Source organism: Vibrio genomosp. F10 str. ZF-129 (genome assembly GCF_000287055.2).
Classification (GTDB): domain Bacteria; phylum Pseudomonadota; class Gammaproteobacteria; order Enterobacterales; family Vibrionaceae; genus Vibrio.
Genome location: NZ_AJYQ02000093.1, coordinates 71,519 through 90,158 on the forward strand (window position 1 = coordinate 71,519; position 18,640 = coordinate 90,158).

The 18,640-nt window shown below is 44.7% G+C and carries 18 protein-coding genes and 2 pseudogenes; 9 read left to right on the top strand and 11 right to left on the bottom strand.

Annotated features, from left to right (window positions below):
• Window positions 1–298: 298 nt before the first annotated feature.
• The 8 genes from sdhC (at window position 299) to sucD (ending at window position 9,908) form a co-directional block, all read left to right on the top strand.
• Window positions 299–691 (top strand): succinate dehydrogenase cytochrome b556 subunit, encoded by a 393-nt coding sequence (gene sdhC / locus A1QO_RS10685; RefSeq protein ID WP_017033171.1) that lies wholly within the window; start codon window positions 299–301, stop codon window positions 689–691.
• Window positions 685–1,032 carry a succinate dehydrogenase, hydrophobic membrane anchor protein gene (gene sdhD / locus A1QO_RS10690; protein ID WP_017033170.1) on the top strand — a complete coding sequence of 116 codons (348 nt, stop codon included), beginning with the start codon at window positions 685–687 and terminating at the stop codon, window positions 1,030–1,032. Before sdhC ends, sdhD begins: the two co-directional genes overlap by 7 nt.
• Window positions 1,033–2,799: a succinate dehydrogenase flavoprotein subunit gene (sdhA, locus tag A1QO_RS10695; RefSeq protein ID WP_017033169.1), complete on the top strand. Its 1,767-nt coding sequence runs from the start codon at window positions 1,033–1,035 to the stop codon at window positions 2,797–2,799.
• 15 nt (window positions 2,800–2,814) lie between these two features.
• Window positions 2,815–3,528, top strand: a complete 714-nt coding sequence (locus A1QO_RS10700) for a succinate dehydrogenase iron-sulfur subunit (protein WP_017033168.1) — start codon at window positions 2,815–2,817, stop codon at window positions 3,526–3,528.
• Between the two features lie 89 nt (window positions 3,529–3,617).
• Window positions 3,618–6,443, top strand: coding sequence for a 2-oxoglutarate dehydrogenase E1 component (gene sucA / locus A1QO_RS10705; RefSeq protein ID WP_017033167.1), 2,826 nt, complete (start codon window positions 3,618–3,620; stop codon window positions 6,441–6,443).
• Between the two features lie 28 nt (window positions 6,444–6,471).
• Window positions 6,472–7,680 carry a 2-oxoglutarate dehydrogenase complex dihydrolipoyllysine-residue succinyltransferase gene (gene odhB / locus A1QO_RS10710; RefSeq protein ID WP_017033166.1) on the top strand — a complete coding sequence of 403 codons (1,209 nt, stop codon included), beginning with the start codon at window positions 6,472–6,474 and terminating at the stop codon, window positions 7,678–7,680.
• A 189-nt stretch (window positions 7,681–7,869) separates the two neighbouring features.
• Window positions 7,870–9,036, top strand: coding sequence for an ADP-forming succinate--CoA ligase subunit beta (sucC, locus tag A1QO_RS10715; protein WP_017033165.1), 1,167 nt, complete (start codon window positions 7,870–7,872; stop codon window positions 9,034–9,036).
• Window positions 9,036–9,908 carry a succinate--CoA ligase subunit alpha gene (gene sucD, locus A1QO_RS10720; RefSeq protein WP_004734209.1) on the top strand — a complete coding sequence of 291 codons (873 nt, stop codon included), beginning with the start codon at window positions 9,036–9,038 and terminating at the stop codon, window positions 9,906–9,908. The genes sucC and sucD overlap by 1 nt, the downstream gene beginning before the upstream one ends.
• Window positions 9,909–10,019: 111 nt before the next feature.
• Here the strand turns inward: sucD and A1QO_RS10725 are convergent, their stop codons facing one another.
• Entirely contained in the window at window positions 10,020–11,345 is a 1,326-nt protein-coding gene (locus A1QO_RS10725) for a Na+/H+ antiporter family protein (RefSeq protein ID WP_017033164.1), read from the bottom strand.
• A 26-nt stretch (window positions 11,346–11,371) separates the two neighbouring features.
• On the bottom strand, window positions 11,372–12,019 hold the full coding sequence (gene rnt, locus A1QO_RS10730; RefSeq protein ID WP_017033163.1) for a ribonuclease T: 648 nt from the start codon (window positions 12,017–12,019) through the stop codon (window positions 11,372–11,374).
• Between the two features lie 185 nt (window positions 12,020–12,204).
• On the opposite strand from rnt, the gene motY reads away from it, so the two are divergent.
• On the top strand, window positions 12,205–13,089 hold the full coding sequence (motY, locus tag A1QO_RS10735; RefSeq protein WP_017033162.1) for a flagellar protein MotY: 885 nt from the start codon (window positions 12,205–12,207) through the stop codon (window positions 13,087–13,089).
• Window positions 13,090–13,108: 19 nt separating this feature from the next.
• Here the strand turns inward: motY and A1QO_RS20290 are convergent.
• The 9 genes and pseudogenes from A1QO_RS20290 to A1QO_RS10775 form a co-directional block, all read right to left on the bottom strand.
• Window positions 13,109–13,222, bottom strand: a pseudogene (locus A1QO_RS20290) (DUF2753 family protein); the annotation flags it as partial.
• Window positions 13,223–13,230: 8 nt separating this feature from the next.
• Window positions 13,231–14,274 (bottom strand): annotated as a pseudogene (locus tag A1QO_RS10740) (ISL3 family transposase); the annotation flags it as partial.
• 171 nt (window positions 14,275–14,445) lie between these two features.
• On the bottom strand, window positions 14,446–14,838 hold the full coding sequence (locus A1QO_RS10745) for a DUF2753 family protein (protein ID WP_017040113.1): 393 nt from the start codon (window positions 14,836–14,838) through the stop codon (window positions 14,446–14,448).
• 135 nt (window positions 14,839–14,973) lie between these two features.
• Window positions 14,974–15,387, bottom strand: coding sequence for a lactoylglutathione lyase (gene gloA / locus A1QO_RS10750; RefSeq protein ID WP_017033160.1), 414 nt, complete (start codon window positions 15,385–15,387; stop codon window positions 14,974–14,976).
• A 9-nt stretch (window positions 15,388–15,396) separates the two neighbouring features.
• Window positions 15,397–16,038 carry an endonuclease III gene (gene nth / locus A1QO_RS10755; RefSeq protein ID WP_017041856.1) on the bottom strand — a complete coding sequence of 214 codons (642 nt, stop codon included), beginning with the start codon at window positions 16,036–16,038 and terminating at the stop codon, window positions 15,397–15,399.
• 26 nt (window positions 16,039–16,064) lie between these two features.
• Complete coding sequence (locus A1QO_RS10760) at window positions 16,065–16,754, bottom strand: electron transport complex subunit E (RefSeq protein ID WP_017033158.1); 690 nt, start codon at window positions 16,752–16,754, stop codon at window positions 16,065–16,067.
• Entirely contained in the window at window positions 16,747–17,382 is a 636-nt protein-coding gene (gene rsxG, locus A1QO_RS10765; RefSeq protein WP_017033157.1) for an electron transport complex subunit RsxG, read from the bottom strand. Before rsxG ends, A1QO_RS10760 begins: the two co-directional genes overlap by 8 nt.
• A gap of 8 nt (window positions 17,383–17,390) precedes the next feature.
• Window positions 17,391–18,437, bottom strand: a complete 1,047-nt coding sequence (rsxD, locus tag A1QO_RS10770; protein ID WP_017037616.1) for an electron transport complex subunit RsxD — start codon at window positions 18,435–18,437, stop codon at window positions 17,391–17,393.
• The coding region (locus A1QO_RS10775) for a hypothetical protein (RefSeq protein ID WP_017041857.1) at window positions 18,437–18,640 on the bottom strand (204 nt) is incomplete at its 5' end. The genes A1QO_RS10775 and rsxD, both read right to left, overlap by 1 nt.

The following is an 18,640-nucleotide window of genomic DNA, read 5'->3' on the forward strand; positions in this document are numbered from 1 at the left end:
GTGTGCACTTAGCATGACTTTTTATAGCAAATAAGTTAAAAATCTGTTCTATGTAGCAAAAATTGTTACATCAATTGTATTAGAATGTTGCCAGTCGTATAGTGACGCTAGAAATCTCGGTGAAAACCTTATAAATTCAAGGCTAGAAACAAATACGGGGTTAGCTTTTCAGTTTTTTTGTTAACATTTTATTTACAATTAACTGGTGCTTTTCTCGTCATAATTGTTACTTAGATGTTGTGTTTTGTCGGTTTCCGCACGAGATTCGTTGATAACAATAAATGCTCAATGGAGCTGAGTGAGCAAGCCCGTGAAAGAAAGAAAGTCAAGACCTGTTAATTTAGATTTACAGACAGTTAGCTTTCCAATTACTGCAATCGCATCCATCCTGCACCGAGTGGCAGGGGTGATTACGTTTGTAGCGATTGGCATATTGTTATGGCTACTGTCTCTATCCCTCGAGTCCCCTTATGGATTCAAAGAAGCCAGTGACCTTGTTAGTGGTTTCTTTGTGAAGTTTATTTTATGGGGAATCGCCACCGCGTTGGCCTACCATATTGTTGGTGGCATACGTCACCTACTGATGGATTTCGGCTACTTTGAAGAACTCGATACTGGAGCTTTAAGTGCTAAAGTCGCTTTTGCTGCCACTGCCGTTCTATCACTTCTTGCAGGAGTATTAGTATGGTAAAGCATGTTTCATCATTTGGACGAAATGGCGTTCACGATTATCTATTGATTCGTGCAACCGCCATTCTCATGACTCTTTACACCGTCTATTTGATTAGCTTCTTAGCTTTCTCAGGCGATATTTCTTATATCTCTTGGACTCAATTTTTCGGTAGCACATTTACTAAAGTCTTCACCATGCTTGCTTTACTGTCCGTGCTGATTCATGCATGGATTGGTCTATGGCAGGTTCTAACGGATTACGTCAAATGCGCAACCTTGCGTGGCGGTTTGCTGTTAGCTGTTGTGGTGGCACTATTGAGCTATTTTTTCTCTGGTTTTTACATTTTGTGGGGTGCGTAAGTGACTATTCCAGTTCGAGAATTCGATGCCGTTGTAATTGGCGCTGGTGGTGCAGGGATGCGCGCTGCACTACAAATTTCAGAGCAAGGCCTTTCGTGCGCTTTGCTGTCTAAAGTGTTTCCAACACGATCTCATACAGTATCAGCTCAGGGCGGTATTACTGTTGCCCTTGGTAATGCTCATGAAGATCACTGGGAGCAGCACATGTACGACACCGTCAAAGGTTCCGATTACATCGGAGACCAAGATGCGATTGAGTATATGTGTAAAAATGGTCCTGAGTCAGTTATTGAACTAGAAAAGATGGGTTTACCATTTTCTCGTTTTGATAATGGCACGATTTACCAACGCCCGTTTGGTGGCCAATCGAAAAACTTTGGTGGTGAGCAAGCCGCTCGTACCGCAGCAGCAGCAGACCGTACGGGTCACGCTTTACTTCACACCTTATACCAGCAAAATATTAAGCACGAGACCACCATTTTTTCAGAATGGTACGCGCTTGATTTAGTGAAAAATGAAGATGGCGCTATTTTAGGCACCACAGCTTTGTGCATGGAAACAGGCGAAGTCTGCTACTTTAAAGCCAAAGCAACCATACTGGCGACAGGTGGTGCGGGGCGTATCTACGCGTCAACGACAAATGCACATATTAACACTGGTGACGGCGTAGGTATGGCTATCCGTGCGGGTGTACCAATGCAAGATATTGAAATGTGGCAGTTCCACCCAACAGGGATAGCTGGCGCAGGTACATTGGTGACTGAAGGTTGTCGTGGAGAAGGTGGCTATCTTTTAAATAATGATGGTGAGCGCTTCATGGAGCGTTATGCACCGAATGCAAAAGATCTAGCTGGTCGAGACGTTGTTGCTCGCTCAATGATGATTGAGATTCGTGAAGGTCGAGGATGCGATGGACCTTGGGGACCACATATCAAGCTTAAACTCGATCACTTAGGTAAAGAGACGTTAGAGTCGCGCTTACCGGGTGTTTGTGAGTTATCTCGTACGTTTGCACACGTTGATCCGGTTAAAGAGCCTATTCCAGTGATCCCGACTTGTCATTACATGATGGGTGGTATTCCGACTCAAGTATCAGGTCAGGCAATCAAGCAAGACGCTAACGGTGCTGATGTTGAAGTCCAAGGCTTATTTGCATGTGGTGAAATTGCTTCAGTATCTGTCCATGGCGCAAACCGTTTAGGTGGTAACTCACTACTTGATTTGGTTGTATTCGGTCGTGCGACGGGGCTTCATCTGGGTGAAACTCTTAGAAAGCAGGAAGAAGCTAAACCAGCAACAGATGAAGACATTGCTCGTTCACTTGAGCGATACAATCGTTGGGAAAACAGTACTGATGGTGAAGACCCTGCTGTTATCCGCAAAGATTTGCAGCAATGCATGCAAAATAATTTCTCGGTATTCCGTGAAGGCGATGCGATGGCAAACGGCTTGGAAGAGCTGAAAGCGATCAGAGAACGTCTGAACAATGCTTATTTATCTGATAAGTCTACAGAGTTTAATACCCAACGTATTGAGTGTCTTGAGCTTGAAAACTTAATGGAAACCGCTTTTGCTACTGCGGTTGCGGCGAATTTCCGAACTGAAAGTCGTGGTGCTCATGCACGATATGACTTCCCTGATCGTGATGATGCAGAGTGGTTGTGCCATTCCCTTTACAACCCAGAGACAGAAAGTATGTCAAAACGTGGTGTAAATATGGAACCTGTACATCGTGAAGCATTTCCACCGAAAGCTAGAACGTACTAAGGAGAGGCCCCGATTATGAAATTGAATTTCTCTTTGTATCGTTACAACCCGGATACAGACCAAAAGCCTTACATGAAGGACTACGTGTTGGAAGTCGAAGATGGCTCAGACATGATGGTCCTTGATGCGCTTATCTTACTTAAAGAGCAAGACCCAAGCATATCGTTCAGACGTTCATGTCGAGAAGGTGTATGTGGCTCCGATGGCGTAAATATGAATGGCAAAAACGGGTTAGCATGTATTACTCCTTTGTCAGATTTATCTGCGAAAGGAACCATAGTCATACGCCCATTGCCAGGATTGCCGGTTGTTCGCGACTTGGTAGTGGATATGACACAGTTTTACGACAACTACTCTAAAGTTAAGCCATTCCTAGTGACTGATGGTAATTTACCGCCGTCACGTGAGAATTTGCAAAGCCCGGATGAGCGTGCACATTTAGATGGTTTATACGAGTGTATTATGTGTGCTTGTTGTACTACATCTTGCCCTTCATTTTGGTGGAACCCAGACAAGTTTATTGGTCCAGCAGGGTTACTGGCCGCGTATCGTTGGTTAATTGATAGCCGAGATACTGCAACGGATGAACGTTTATCGAATCTTGACGATGCGTTTAGCGTTTTTCGTTGCCATGGCATCATGAATTGTGTAAGTGTTTGTCCTAAAGGATTAAATCCTACGAAGGCTATTGGTCATATTAAGACTATGTTAGTCAATCGTTCGGTTTAAATTAATAAGATTGTCGCCCTAGGATTAGGGCGACAGACAGTCGATCTATAGGTCGACGTAAACGTGAAAACTACTGGTTAAGGGAAAATATGCACAACGGCGTGATGAAGGCATGGCTCGAGTCTTCACACTTGGCTGGCGCCAATGCGACTTATGTAGAAGAACTCTACGAAACGTATCTAAGTGATCCCGATCTGGTAAGTGAGGAGTGGAAACGTGTGTTTGAAGATTTGCCTGTGCAATCTTCAGAAGTGGTTGAACAACCGCATTCACGTGTCCGTGATTACTTCCGTCGGCTTGCTCAAGAGACTAAGCATTACAATGTCCAAGTTAGTGATCCTGATGTCGATGTTAAACAAGTAAAAGTACTGCAGCTTATTAATGCGTTCCGTTTTCGAGGGCATCAAGCTGCGAACCTAGACCCCCTAGGTTTATGGGTTAGGCCTGCAGTCCCAGATCTCGACCCTTCTTTCCACCATCTTACCGAAGAAGACTTTGATGAAACATTCAATGTCGGTTCTTTTGCTATCGGGCAAGAGACGATGGTCCTCAAAGATCTCTATAAAGCACTGAAGCAGACCTATTGTGGTTCAATTGGTGCTGAATACATGCACATGACAAATACAGAACAAAAACGTTGGATTCAACAACGTTTGGAATCTGTGTCGGGTCAGCCTTCTTTTAACCTTGAAGAGAAACGTGATTTTCTTGAAGAGCTAACCGCTGCTGAAGGGTTAGAGCGTTACTTGGGGGCTAAATTCCCAGGAGCGAAACGCTTTTCTCTTGAAGGTGGTGACGCTTTAATCCCGATGACGAAAGAATTGATTCGTCATGCTGGTGGTCAAGGCATGAGAGAAGTTGTTATCGGAATGGCTCACCGTGGCCGCCTGAACATGTTAGTTAATGTTCTGGGTAAAAAACCTCAAGATTTATTTGATGAGTTTGCCGGTAAACATGATGATACATGGGGCACGGGGGATGTTAAGTATCACCAAGGGTTTTCAGCGGACTTCGCTACACCTGGTGGCAATGTCCACTTAGCATTGGCCTTTAACCCATCTCACCTTGAAATCGTTAATCCAGTGGTTATCGGTTCGGTTCGAGCTCGTCAAGATCGCCTAAATGACAAAGATGGAAGCGTCGTTCTTCCTATTACTGTCCATGGTGATTCTGCAATTGCAGGGCAGGGTGTTGTGCAAGAGACGTTTAACATGTCTCAAACCCGTGGCTTCCGCGTTGGTGGTACGGTGAGAATTGTCGTGAATAACCAAGTGGGTTTCACTACTTCGAACCCTCGCGACACACGTTCTACCATGTACTGTACTGATATTGCGAAAATGGTACAGGCTCCAATTTTCCATGTTAATTCTGATGATCCTGAAGCGGTCGCTTTCGTTGCTCGCTTAGCTCTTGATTATAGAAATGAATTTAAACGCGACGTTGTGATTGAGTTGGTGTGTTATCGACGCCATGGTCACAATGAAGCGGATGAACCAAACGCCACCCAACCCTTGATGTATCAAAAGATCAAAAAGCACCCAACTCCACGTAAGCTCTATGCTGATGTGTTGATTGACCGAGGCGAGTTCGATATCGAAACCGCGACTGAGTTAGTGAATGGGTACCGCGATGCACTTGATCACGGCGAAGTTGTCGTGAAAGAGTGGCGTCCAATGGCGCTTCATTCTGTCGACTGGTCCCCATATCTTGGTCATGACTGGGATATCGATTGGGATAGTAAAATTGATGTCGAGCGTTTGAGAGACCTAGGTAACCGAATTTGTCAGTACCCGGAAAGTCATAAGCTACAAAGTCGAGTGAATAAGCTTTACAACGACCGCTTAGCGATGGTGAGTGGTGAAAAACGCGTTGACTGGGGCATGGCTGAAACAATGGCTTATGCAACCCTGGTCGATGATGGTAAACGTATCCGTATTTCAGGGCAGGACTCTGGCCGCGGAACTTTCTTCCACCGTCATGCTGTACTGCACAACCAAACCGATGCGAGTACCTACATCCCATTAGATAACGTTCACGATAAACAAGGTCCATTCCAAGTATTTGACTCTGTTTTATCTGAAGAAGCGGTACTGGCCTTTGAGTATGGTTACGCAACGGCTGAACCTGGTGGTTTGACGCTTTGGGAAGCGCAATTTGGTGATTTTGCCAATGGTGCTCAAGTTGTTATCGATCAATTCATCTCTTCTGGTGAGCAAAAATGGGCACGTTTGTGTGGCCTAACCATGTTGCTACCTCATGGATATGAAGGGCAGGGCCCAGAACACTCGTCCGCACGTTTAGAGCGTTACTTGCAATTATGTGCTGAACAAAACATGCAGATCGTCGTACCGTCTACACCGGCTCAGGTTTACCACATGATTAGACGTCAAGTGGTACGTCCTATGCGTCGTCCGTTGATCGTCATGTCACCTAAATCCTTGCTGCGTCATCCCCTATGTACTTCTTCTTTTGAAGATCTTGCTGAGGGAACTTTCCAATCGGCGATTGGGGAAGTGGATGAATTAGAAGCGTCTAACGTTAAGCAGGTCGTCTTCTGTTCGGGTAAGGTTTATTACGACTTACTCGCTCAACGTAGAAATAATGAGCAAGAGGATGTCGCTATTGTACGGATAGAGCAATTGTACCCATTCCCATTAGAGGATGTGCAGGCAGCAATTGCTCCTTATTCAAATGCAAAAGAATTTGTTTGGTGTCAAGAAGAGCCGCAAAACCAAGGGGCTTGGTACAGTAGCCAGCATAATTTCTTATCGGCAATACCTACTGATGCGAAGCTACGATATACAGGTAGACCTGCTTCAGCGTCACCGGCCGTTGGTTATATGTCGGTGCACCTGAAACAGCAAAAAGCGTTAGTTGACGATGCTTTGACCATCAACCCAAAAGTTTCGAATTAAGAACTAGAAGTAAAAGGAAGACACGAATATGACTATTGAAATTCTGGTTCCAGACTTACCTGAATCAGTAGCAGACGCAACGGTAGCAACATGGCACAAACAGCCAGGCGAAGCGGTTGCGCGCGACGAAGTAATTGTAGACATTGAAACCGATAAAGTGGTTCTAGAAGTACCGGCTCCTGAAGCGGGTATATTAGAAGCCATCATCGAAGAAGAAGGTGCTACGGTACTATCAAAGCAGCTTATTGCTCGACTCAAGCCAGGTGCTGTAGCGGGTGAGCCGACATCGGATACGACCGATGAAACAGAAGCATCGCCTGACAAACGTCATAAAGCTTCATTAACGGATGAAAATAACGACGCACTTAGCCCTGCTGTACGTCGCTTGCTAGCAGAACATAGCTTGGAAGCGTCTCAGGTTAAAGGTACGGGTGTGGGTGGTCGTATTACTCGTGAAGACATCGACGCACACCTAGCAGCAGCGAAAGCGGCTCCGGCAGCAGCATCTGCACCAGCAGTTGAAGCGCCAGCAGCGGCTCGTAGCCAAAAACGCGTGCCTATGACTCGCTTACGTAAAACCGTTGCAAACCGTCTTCTTGAAGCGAAAAACAGCACAGCAATGCTGACTACTTTCAACGAAGTGAACATGAAGCCAATCATGGACTTGCGTAAGCAATACCAAGATAGCTTTGAAAAACGTCACGGCACGCGTTTAGGCTTTATGTCTTTCTATGTCAAAGCGGTAACAGAAGCGCTGAAGCGTTACCCTGAAGTCAATGCATCAATTGATGGTACTGATATTGTTTACCACAACTACTTTGATATTAGCATGGCGGTTTCTACGCCGCGTGGCTTGGTGACTCCAGTATTAAAAGACTGTGATACGCTAGGTTTTGCTGATATTGAAAAAGGCATCAAAGAGCTTGCGATTAAAGGTCGTGACGGTAAGTTAACGGTCGATGAACTGATTGGTGGTAACTTCACTATCACTAACGGTGGTGTTTTTGGTTCACTCATGTCTACGCCAATCATCAACCCGCCTCAAGCGGCAATTTTGGGTATGCACAAAATCCAAGACCGTCCAATGGCTGTTGATGGAAAAGTAGAGATTCTACCAATGATGTACCTAGCGCTTTCTTACGATCACCGTCTCATTGATGGTCGTGAATCAGTTGGCTTCCTAGTGACCATTAAAGAACTACTAGAAGATCCTGCTCGCTTGTTACTTGATGTATAAGTAGAGCAATATGGAGAGCCCGTTTCGACGGTCTCTCCATTTTTACAAATTAAGTATGCTCACACCTAATTTGTATTTTATCGTTTAAGCGATAGATATTTAGAAGCACCCTACGATGTAGACTCAGTATGACTGAAAGTCTAATGGAAATAATAAATCCCTTTAGGGATAAACAAATGGAAATAAACAATGAATTTGCATGAATACCAAGCCAAACAGCTGTTTGCAGAATTCGGTTTGCCTGTACCAGAAGGTTTCGCATGTGATACGCCTCAAGAAGCGTTTGAAGCTGCTGGCCGTATCAGCACAGAGAAAAAAGTTGTTAAGTGTCAAGTACACGCTGGTGGCCGCGGTAAAGCGGGCGGCGTAGAGCTACATGACACGAAAGAAGGCGTTAAAGAGTTTGCACAAAAGTGGCTAGGTAAAAACCTAGTGACTTACCAAACAGACGCTAATGGTCAGCCTGTAACAAAGATCCTAGTTGAAGAAGCATCGAACATTGCTAACGAGCTTTACCTAGGTGCTGTTGTTGACCGCGCAACTCGTAAAATTGTATTCATGGCGTCAACTGAAGGCGGTGTGGACATTGAGAAAATCGCTGAAGAAACTCCAGAGTTGATTCACCAATCTGCGATCGATCCTCTAGTTGGCCCTCAAGCTTACCAAGGCCGTGAATTGGCATTCAAACTTGGCCTAGCTGGCGATCAAATTAAACAGTTCGTTAAGATCTTCATGGGTCTTGGTGAAATGTTCTCTCAGTACGACCTAGCTCTACTAGAAATTAACCCGCTTGTTATTACAAATGAAGGTAACCTTCTTTGTCTAGACGGCAAGATCAACATTGACTCAAATGCAATGTACCGTCAGCCAAAGCTTCGTGAAATGCACGATCCTTCACAAGAAGACGAGCGCGAAGCGCACGCAGCTCAGTGGGAACTGAACTACGTAGCACTTGATGGCAACGTTGGCTGTATGGTTAACGGTGCAGGCCTTGCTATGGGTACGATGGATATCGTAAACCTACACGGCGGCAAGCCAGCAAACTTCCTTGATGTAGGCGGCGGCGCGACAAAAGAGCGTGTAGCTGAAGCATTCAAGATCATCCTTTCTGATGACAATGTTAAAGCAGTACTCGTAAACATTTTCGGTGGCATCGTTCGTTGTGACATGATCGCTGAAGGTATTATCGGTGCAGTTAAAGAAGTCGGCGTAACAGTTCCTGTCGTTGTTCGTCTAGAAGGTACAAACGCAGACCTAGGTCGCGAAGTACTTGCTAATTCTGATGTTGATATCATTGCAGCTGAATCTCTAACAGATGCTGCTCAGAAAGTTGTTGCTGCTGCGGAGGCTAAATAATGTCTGTATTAATTAACAAAGACACGAAAGTAATCTGTCAGGGTTTCACTGGCGGTCAAGGTACATTCCACTCAGACCAAGCTATCGCATACGGTACGCAAATGGTTGGTGGTGTTTCACCTGGTAAAGGTGGTCAAACTCACCTGGGCCTTCCAGTATTCAACACAGTTCGTGAAGCAGTAGAAGTCACTGGCGCAACAGCAACCGTTATCTATGTACCAGCACCTTTCTGTAAAGATGCAATCCTAGAAGCGATTGATGCAGGTATCGAACTGATCGTAACGATCACTGAAGGTATCCCTACTACAGATATGATCGACGTAAAAGTGAAGCTAGAAGAAACTGGCGTTCGCATGATCGGTCCTAACTGTCCAGGTCTTATCACTCCAGACGAGTGTAAGATTGGTATCATGCCTGGTCATATCCACAAGAAGGGTAAAGTCGGTATCGTATCTCGTTCAGGTACTCTTACTTACGAAGCCGTGAAACAAACAACCGATGAAGGCTTTGGTCAGTCTACGTGTGTTGGTATCGGTGGTGACCCAATCCCAGGTTCAAACTTCATTGATATCCTAAAACTTTTCCAAGAAGATCCAGAGACGGAAGCAATCGTAATGATTGGCGAAATCGGCGGTACTGCGGAAGAAGAAGCGGCTGAGTTCATTAAAGCGAACGTAACTAAACCAGTTGTGTCTTACATCGCTGGTGTTACTGCTCCTCCGGGTAAACGTATGGGCCACGCTGGCGCAATCATCTCTGGCGGTAAAGGTACGGCTGAAGATAAATTCGCAGCACTAGAAGCAGCAGGCGTTAAGACTGTTAAGTCTCTTGCTGATATCGGTAAAGGCCTACGTGAAATCACGGGTTGGTAACTTGACCTAGTAGCAATAAAAAAGTAAAAAAACCGAGCATAATCGCTCGGTTTTTTTTTGGCTAGAATTTAATGTATTAACATTAAACCTCTAGGTATTAAATTTAAAAAATTAAAGAACCATAGCCGCAATCCAACCAAAAATGATCAGTGGGATATTGTAGTGAATAAACGTGGGTACGACGGTTTCCCAAATATGCTCATGCTGCCCATCGGCATTGAGGCCCGACGTTGGTCCTAATGTCGAGTCAGACGCTGGTGAGCCTGCATCACCCAGTGCAGCGGCTGTTCCAACTAAAGCAATTGTCGCCATCGGTGAAAACCCAAATGCAGCGGCCAGAGGAACGTAAATCGTTGCTAGAATTGGAATGGTTGAGAACGAAGAACCAATCCCCATCGTGACCAATAGGCCGACGACCAACATCAACAGAGCAGCAAGTGGCTTGTTATCGCCAATGGTGGTTGATAACGCGTCGACGAGGGATTCAACACCGCCAGTTTGCTTCATTACAGCAGCAAACCCCGCCGCAGCGATCATAATAAACCCAATCATCGCCATCATATGAACGCCTTTGGTAAAGACATCGTGTGTCTCTTTCCAGGCAATGACACCGCCGAATGTGAATACCATAAAGCCCGCTAGAGCGCCTATGATCATCGAGCCAGTTGACAGTTGTACTGCCAGAGCTACCACAATACCGACACAGGCAACCAAAATACTTTTCTTGTCGATACTTGTTGGCTCTTCATTAATATGGGTCAGCGTTGTTTCTTTGTATTCACGAGGCTTTCTGTAGCTGAACAACAGAGCAGTCAATAGTCCAAATACCATGCCTAAAGCCGGAAGAATCATTGCGACTGGCACTTGAGATGCGACTACGCTTTCTAGCCCATTATCATGCAAGTTTTTAAGCAAAATATTGTTTAGGAAAATCCCTCCGAATCCAATCGGTAAAATCATGTAGGGTGTGACTAGACCGAAAGTCAGGACACAAGCAACCATCCGACGATCCATCTTTAATTTTGCAAATACGCCGAGCAGAGGTGGAATTAAAATTGGAATAAAGGCGATATGAACAGGGATAATATTTTGAGAGGACATAGTAACCAAAATCAGCGATGCTAATACCGCATATTTCAAGCCGGTAGTCGCTGTACCGCTCTCTTTGCCGTTGATTCGCTTAATCACATTTTGGGCGAGCAAATCGGTGATGCCTGATTTAGAAATAGCGACAGCAAATGTCCCTAACATGGCATAGCTCAATGCGATGGTTGCACCGCCCCCTAAGCCACTCTCAAATGCAGACACTGCGTCATTTAAACTCATGCCTGATACAAGGCCGCCAACGATAGCACTGAATGTTAACGCCACAACGACATTCACACGCATCAAAGCGAGTATCAACATGATACAGACAGAAATTACAACAGGATTCATAGTTTTCTCGGTTAGTTGTGTTGGTATTAATTGTTATTGTCAACTAGTGGCCAGCCACCTAAAGCTTTCCACTTATTAACGATGCCACAAAAAAGTTCAGCGGTTTTTTCTGTATCGTAAAGTGCTGAGTGGGCTTCTTTGTTGTCAAACTCCATCCCTGCGGTTTTACAAGCCTTGGCTAGAACGGTTTGACCATAGGCAAGGCCACTTAATGCAGCGGTATCAAATGTGGCAAAAGGATGGAAAGGGACTCTTTTCAACTTGCTACGTTCACTTGCAGCCATAACGAATTTATGGTCAAAAGTGGCATTATGAGCAACCATAATGGCACGGCTGCACCCCTGGTCTTTTTGCTCTTTTCGCACAAGCTTATAGATTTCTTTTAGTGCGTGTTCTTCGCTAACAGCGCCGCGAAGTGGGCTGAATGGGTCTATAATTCCGTTGAATTCCAAAGCGGCTTTTTCTAGGTTTGCACCCTCAAAAGGTTCGATGTGAAAATGAATGGTTGAAGCTGGATGAAGATCACCCTGTTCATCCATTGTTAGCGTAATGGCACAAATCTCTAATAATGCATCGGTATCTGAGTTAAAGCCGGCAGTCTCTACATCAATGACGACAGGGAAGTATCCACGAAATCGCTTCTTTAACGTTAGAGTTTCATTTTCAACAGTCATAGTTTTTTTAGTCAGATGGACAAGCCGTGCATTATTGCAGATTCCAGCAGAGAGCAAAACCGAAGAATCCAAGAATGAAACGTAATTTATTCAGTTTTATGGCTAGAATTTTGCATTGTAGGGTAAGAGAAGTTGCAACGGCAAACATTCGCCGTCATCAAGTGGTATCTAAGAGAACAGCAAATATGAAGAAGTGGGCCGCGATTAGCGCATTACTAATAACCAGTCATCTGATTTCTCCAAACGCGGTTGCGTTGGATAAACGTTATGTCGCCACGCCTATGCAATCTACATGGCAAATGGTGGCAAATACGCCACTAGAGTGCCGCTTAGTCCACCCAATCCCAAATTACGGCGATGCTGAATTTTCATCTCGGGCGAGTAAAAAAATCATCTTAGACTTTGAACTTAAGATGCGCAGACCGATGGGGGAAACGCGGAATGTTAGCTTAGTGTCTTTGCCACCTGCATGGCGACCTGGTGAAAATGCGGAACGAATTACGAGCATAAAATTTTTCAAACAATTCGACGGCTATATTGGCGGACAGACTGCTTGGGGGATTTTAGGTGAACTTGAAAAAGGTCGCTATCCTACATTCAGCTATCAAGATTGGCAAAGTCGGGATCAAAGAATTGAAGTTGCTCTTTCATCGGTCTTGTTTCAGCAGAAGTACAATGTTTTCAGTGATTGTATTGCTAACCTACTTCCCTATAGTTTCGAAGACATCGCGTTTACTATTTTGCATTATGATCGAAGCAGTGTGCAGCTCAATAAATCATCTCAAAAGCGTTTAGCTCAAATTGCTGAGTATATTAGGCACAATCAAGATATCGATTTGGTATTGGTTTCAACGTATACCGATTCGGTTGATACCAGAAGTGTGTCTCAAAATCTATCAGAGCAGCGGGCGGAAGTTTTACGCGGTTATTTTCAATCTTTGGGGTTACCTGAAGATAGAATTCAAATTCAAGGCTATGGTAAACGCCGCCCTGTTTCAGATAATTCATCTCCGATAGGTAAAGACAAAAACCGTCGTGTCGTTATATCACTAGGCCGTACACAGGTTTAACACGACGCTAAATTGGCCGTTAGTTTAACTGAAACATAGAAATTAGGTTACAGTTTGTTGCGCTGTCTAGGTGGCTGACTTGCTTGGCAATGTATGGGTTAGGGTGACGCTTTAAGAACTCAATCAAGGCCTTTTTACGGTTCATCCGGTAAATCGATACCTCGCCTCATGACTGGCTTTAATTTTTAACTCAAAAAACACCCAATCACGGTACCCATAGGCGACTTTATTCAGTGTTTTTATTCGGTTGTTTACTCCCTCAACGCGACCACTGCTCATCCTCTCATCATAAAAAGCTAATATCCCATCCTTGTGCTTCTTCAAGGTCTTGGTGAACTTCTCTAGCATCAAAATACCTGAATGGTTCGCTTCATCTAGCCAACTTTCTAGCCACTTTTCTCCTTCTATCTTTGATGGCTGCGTCCACAGCATTCTCAGCTTTTCGTTTAAATAATAAACGGTCGCTAAAGGTTGGTTGACTTCAAGTGCCCGTGCCAGTTTCTCTTGGCCTTGTTCATCTAACTTATCTGGGTTGCTCACCAATAACCAACGAGTATTTTTGAGAAATTGAGCTTCATTTTTGTCGCTCATCGAATTTTGAAGTTCACGCCTGAAATCTGTCAGCTTGTCATTGAATCGCTTTACCACATGGAAGCGGTCGATGACCAACTTGGCATTCGGGGCATGCTGTTTCACCGAAGAGATGTATGCCTGTCCCATATCCGTGGCGACGGCTTTAATCGGCTTTTTACAACGTTGCTTTCGCTTCCAAAAACCATCAAGGCTTTCTGCCTTCTTGCCTTTTTCGGTGTAAACCACAGCACTTGTCTTCATATCTATCACTACCGTCATGAAACCGCTTTTAGAGCCGCAGTAAATCTCATCAATTCCAATGTGAGTGACGTGTTTAAGGCAAGGCTTAGAATATCGCGTGTGCAGGTAATGCTTCTGAATATCTTTCACTGTATCCCAACAGACACCGCATAGCCTGGCAATGGCACTGATGGTGACATTTAACGCTGAAAGAGAGAGAACATATTGCTCAAAGCCCTTGGTGTAGCGCACTTTAGGGCGAGGAACAAAATTAAGTGGTAAATACCCTAGCGTTTTACAGGCTCGGCACTCAATCCGTTGGTTTTCTATCTGGATGTAACTAGGATTAGTGCCTATTGGTGTAGCGATAAATCGCCGGAGTTTGCTCCCTTTTTTTTATGACATCACGGCTGCGACATGATGGACACTTGATATGGGAGTTGTGTGCAATATGAAAGATAGTGGTGCCACCATTAAACTCGGTTGAACGATAATGGAAGGGGCCACGGATCCCAAAACGATGATAAAGAAGTGATGTAGACATTAACTGGCAAGTTTTGACGAAATGGTATCAGAAAAACCTTCGGGTATCGATTTACCGGATGAACCCTTTTTACAGCAACCTAGTGAGTCGATGTAAGAATCACACTGACTATTCGCGCATTGTGGAATGAGTGGCAGCACCTTTTCTGAAGCGAGCTGCAAGTATTTCAGCTCATATCGCTCATCTCCCACAGAGCGCCAGAAACTGGCCATGTTGTGACAAGAGATAACAGAAACAATCAATCGATCTTCTATTTGTATCTCTTCTTCATGAGTCAGCTGCTCACTGATGGTTAGCGCTTGCTGGTAGTGCAATATACTTCTCAGGTGGTCACTTTCCTGCATCGCAACGTCCGCGAGTAATGTATGTTTTTCCCACTCTGTAACCGTCATAAATAACCCTTTGAGCAACTTAATAGAACAAATCTGATGTAATTACCATCAAATGATAATGAGAGTTATTATTATCATTGAATATTAAAAAAGGCAACGCTTGGTTGCCTTAATGCGAACAAATCTCAAAAAGTATCAACCTAGCCCAACGGAGGCTTGTTTATTCTGGATGAGTTCAATCATGTATCCATCAGGGTCTTTTACAAAGGCGATCTCTGTTGTCCCGCCTTTGACTGGGCCAGGCTCACGAGTGACAATACCACCGGCGGCCTTAATGGCATCACAAGTGGTATAAACGTTTTCAACGCCAATGGCGATATGACCAAATGCGTTACCAAGGTCGTATTCTTTTGTTCCCCAGTTGTACGTTAGCTCAATAACGGACCCTTGGGACTCATCACCAAAGCCTAAAAATGCGAGTGTGTATTCGTACTCTTTATTCTCATTAGTTCGGAGCAGGTTCATGCCCATGACTTTTGTATAGAACTCAATAGATTTATCTAAATCTCCGACACGTAGCATTGTGTGAAGAATTCTTCCGTTTGACATTATGGACTCCTAGCTTTCTGGGTAAATTTTATCTCTAAATTCGCATAAGTCTTCAATGATACAGCTTCCACATCGAGGCTTACGGGCAACGCAAGTGTATCGACCGTGAAGTATTAGCCAGTGGTGTACATCGAGCTTAAATTCTTTGGGTATCACTTTAATGAGCTTTTCTTCAACATCATCAACGGTTTTCCCCATCGCCAATTTGGTTCGATTGGAAACTCTATAAATATGGGTGTCCACGGCGATGGTTGGCCAACCGAAAGCGGTATTAAGAACCACATTCGCGGTTTTCCTTCCTACCCCGGGTAATGCTTCTAATGCTTCTCGGTTTTCAGGAACTTCCCCTTGATGAAGATCGAGTAACATTCGACAAGTCTTGATGACGTTCTCTGCTTTTGAGTTAAATAACCCAATGGTTTTGATGTACTCTTTGACACCATCGACACCCAGATCCAATATCCCCTGCGGTGTATTTGCCACTGGGTAGAGCTTGTCCGTTGCTTTATTGACACTGACGTCTGTTGCTTGAGCCGATAATAGAACAGCGATCAATAGCTCAAACGGGCTACTCCAGTTGAGCTCCGTTTGAGGGTTTGGATTATCGTCTCTAAGACGTTTTAAGATTTCGACACGCTTTATGTTATTCATTATTATTTTCACTTACATGAAAGCGTCTAGTTTGTCACTCTAGCGCGCTCAATGGTTTGTTTTTTCTCAGTTGGCTTACGAGACTTTATCTGTGAGTCGATGACATTTTTTATCGCAATAATAATTCCCACACCGATAAACGCACCCGGAGGAAGAAGCGCCAATAGAAAGCTATTATCAAACTGAAAAACTTCGATTCTCAAGGATTGCGCCCAAGCGCCTAGCAGGAGTTCAGCGCCATCAAATAAAGTGCCGTTTCCCAGTAGCTCTCGCATGGCACCAAGTAATACCAGTACAACGGTCATACCAACACCCATCCAAAAACCATCGAGTGTCGAAGGTAACACTGGATTTTTTGATGCGAACGCTTCTGCTCGTCCAATGATGACGCAGTTGGTGACAATCAGTGGAATAAATATCCCTAATGATAAATACAGCCCGTAGGTATAGGCATTCATTAATAGCTGAACGCAGGTGACGACAGAGGCAATGATCATGACAAAAACGGGGATTCGAACTTCTTTCGGCACGTAATCTCTTACCAAAGAGACCGCCACATTTGAGCAAACCAGTACGATAAGTGTTGCAATACCAAGCCCCAAAGCGTTGGTCACTGTTGATGATACAGCGAGTAGAGGACATAGCCCAAGTAACTGAACCAGTGCCGGGTTGTTGTCCCACAGCCCATTTTTTAACAGCGTTTTATTATCATTCATTTGAACCCCCACAATTAAACGATTGATTCGTTAGCTGGCCACGATTCTCATTTACAAAGCTTACTGCACGTTTGACGGCACCAACGACCGCTCTAGGTGTGATGGTCGCACCGGTGAACTGATCAAACTGACCGCCATCTTTACGTACCTTCCATGAATCTTGGTTGGTATCCGTCACTGATTTACCAATGAACCCTAGGATCCAATCGCTGACTCTTAGGTCGATTTTGTCGCCAAGTCCTGGTGTCTCCTGATGCGACAAGACGCGCGTACCAGTCACGTTACCTTGCTGATCGATACCAACGATGAGTTTAATGGCTCCGTTATAACCGTCAGGAGCAATGGCCTCAATAGCGACCGCGCTTGGTTGACCATCGAGTGTCGCAAAGTAAGCAGGCATAGAATCGTCGGTCCCTAGTGCTGAGTCTGAGACCAAGGTACACGATTGGTATAAATCATTGTCGTGAAGCTCTTTGGGAATGACTTGGTTAAGAATAGACAATAGCTGGGCTTTCTCTTGGCGTTGGATTTGATCTTTGGTTAAATGATGGGTGATCGCGACAAGCCCGGTCGTCGCGCAAGCAAAGATCGCCAATGTGAGTCCATTTTTACGAATAGCGGCTAACATAACAGTCCTTAGTGCCCATAAGTGCGTGGTTTGGTGTAATAGTCAATCATTGGTACACACATGTTGGCTAACAGCACAGCAAATGCAACACCATCGGGGAAGCCTCCCCAGCTTCGAATAACAAAGACCAAGAACCCAATGAAGGCACCAAAAATAAGGCGTCCTTTGACTGTTGTTGAAGCCGATACAGGGTCAGTTGCGATGAAGAAAGCCCCAAGCATTGTCGCACCGGAGAAGAGGTGCAATAAGGGAGTCGCTGTTTCAGCGGGTGTGATGATAGAAAAAATACTGCTCGTCACCACTAGACTGGCTAGAAACGCGACTGGAATATGCCAGTTTATGATTCTGAGTTTAATTAGCAATAGACCGCCAGCCAAATAGGCGAGGTTTATCCATTCCCATCCTACACCAGCAAAACCACTAAATTGACTTTGCTTCATGATTTCAGAAGCGGTACTTCCAGAGTGCAGTCCGGTTTTGAACGCATCTAAGGGTGTCGCCATTGTGACGCCATCTATACCCGTTCGAATCTGCGCAAGAGACAAACCTTCATGATTAAACCCACTGAAAATCAGAGAGAATGCGTCAACAAAGTAAACAGGATCTTGGCTAAGTTGGACTGGAGTCACCCAAGATGTCATCTGTACTGGGAACGAAATCAGCAAGACGACATACGCCACCATTGCTGGATTAAAGATATTTTGACCAATACCACCGTATAAATGCTTGGCAATAACAATCGCAAAAATCAACCCAATGACGATGACCCACCATGGGGAATAAGGGGGAATAGCGATAGCCAATAGCCATGCTGTGACAAGTGCACTGTAATCCCGCAGTGCAAACAATGGATGCCGCTGACGTATTAATAAGATGGCACCTTCGAGTATAACAGCAATAAATAGAGCCATTATTAACTGTATCAATGTCCCCCAGCCAAAGAAGTAACTTTGCGCAATAAGCCCAGGTAATGCAGCAATCATCACCCACTTCATTAGATCTGAGGTGCTCTTTTTATTGTGAGCGTGCGGTGAACTGGCGATAAAAAAAGCCACTAGCCTTTCTCCTCATTATTATTGGGTTGATTGGAGAGTTGTTCTTTTTGTGCTTTACGTGCCTTGGCTCGAGCAATAGCGGCGGCCACAGCGGCCTTTTTCGGATCGGCTTCCACTGGTTCAGCTGATGGCGTTACTTTAGCTTGAGCTTCTGCCTCAGACGTTGTCGGAGTTTCGGCTTGCTGCGCTTTACGCGCTTTGGC

Excerpts from the sequence above, each read along its gene's own strand:
- rsxG (WP_017033157.1), bottom strand. The coding sequence starts at position 17,382 with ATGTTAGCCGCTATTCGTAAAAATGGACTCACATTGGCGATCTTTGCT.
- A1QO_RS10700 (WP_017033168.1), top strand. The coding sequence starts at position 2,815 with ATGAAATTGAATTTCTCTTTGTATCGTTACAACCCGGATACAGACCAA.
- nth (WP_017041856.1), bottom strand. The coding sequence starts at position 16,038 with ATGAATAACATAAAGCGTGTCGAAATCTTAAAACGTCTTAGAGACGAT.
- sucC (WP_017033165.1), top strand. The coding sequence starts at position 7,870 with ATGAATTTGCATGAATACCAAGCCAAACAGCTGTTTGCAGAATTCGGT.
- sucA (WP_017033167.1), top strand. The coding sequence starts at position 3,618 with ATGCACAACGGCGTGATGAAGGCATGGCTCGAGTCTTCACACTTGGCT.
- gloA (WP_017033160.1), bottom strand. The coding sequence starts at position 15,387 with ATGTCAAACGGAAGAATTCTTCACACAATGCTACGTGTCGGAGATTTA.
- A1QO_RS10745 (WP_017040113.1), bottom strand. The coding sequence starts at position 14,838 with ATGACGGTTACAGAGTGGGAAAAACATACATTACTCGCGGACGTTGCG.
- odhB (WP_017033166.1), top strand. The coding sequence starts at position 6,472 with ATGACTATTGAAATTCTGGTTCCAGACTTACCTGAATCAGTAGCAGAC.
- sucD (WP_004734209.1), top strand. The coding sequence starts at position 9,036 with ATGTCTGTATTAATTAACAAAGACACGAAAGTAATCTGTCAGGGTTTC.
- sdhD (WP_017033170.1), top strand. The coding sequence starts at position 685 with ATGGTAAAGCATGTTTCATCATTTGGACGAAATGGCGTTCACGATTAT.
- A1QO_RS10760 (WP_017033158.1), bottom strand. The coding sequence starts at position 16,754 with ATGAATGATAATAAAACGCTGTTAAAAAATGGGCTGTGGGACAACAAC.
- rnt (WP_017033163.1), bottom strand. The coding sequence starts at position 12,019 with ATGACTGTTGAAAATGAAACTCTAACGTTAAAGAAGCGATTTCGTGGA.
- A1QO_RS10725 (WP_017033164.1), bottom strand. The coding sequence starts at position 11,345 with ATGAATCCTGTTGTAATTTCTGTCTGTATCATGTTGATACTCGCTTTG.
- motY (WP_017033162.1), top strand. The coding sequence starts at position 12,205 with ATGAAGAAGTGGGCCGCGATTAGCGCATTACTAATAACCAGTCATCTG.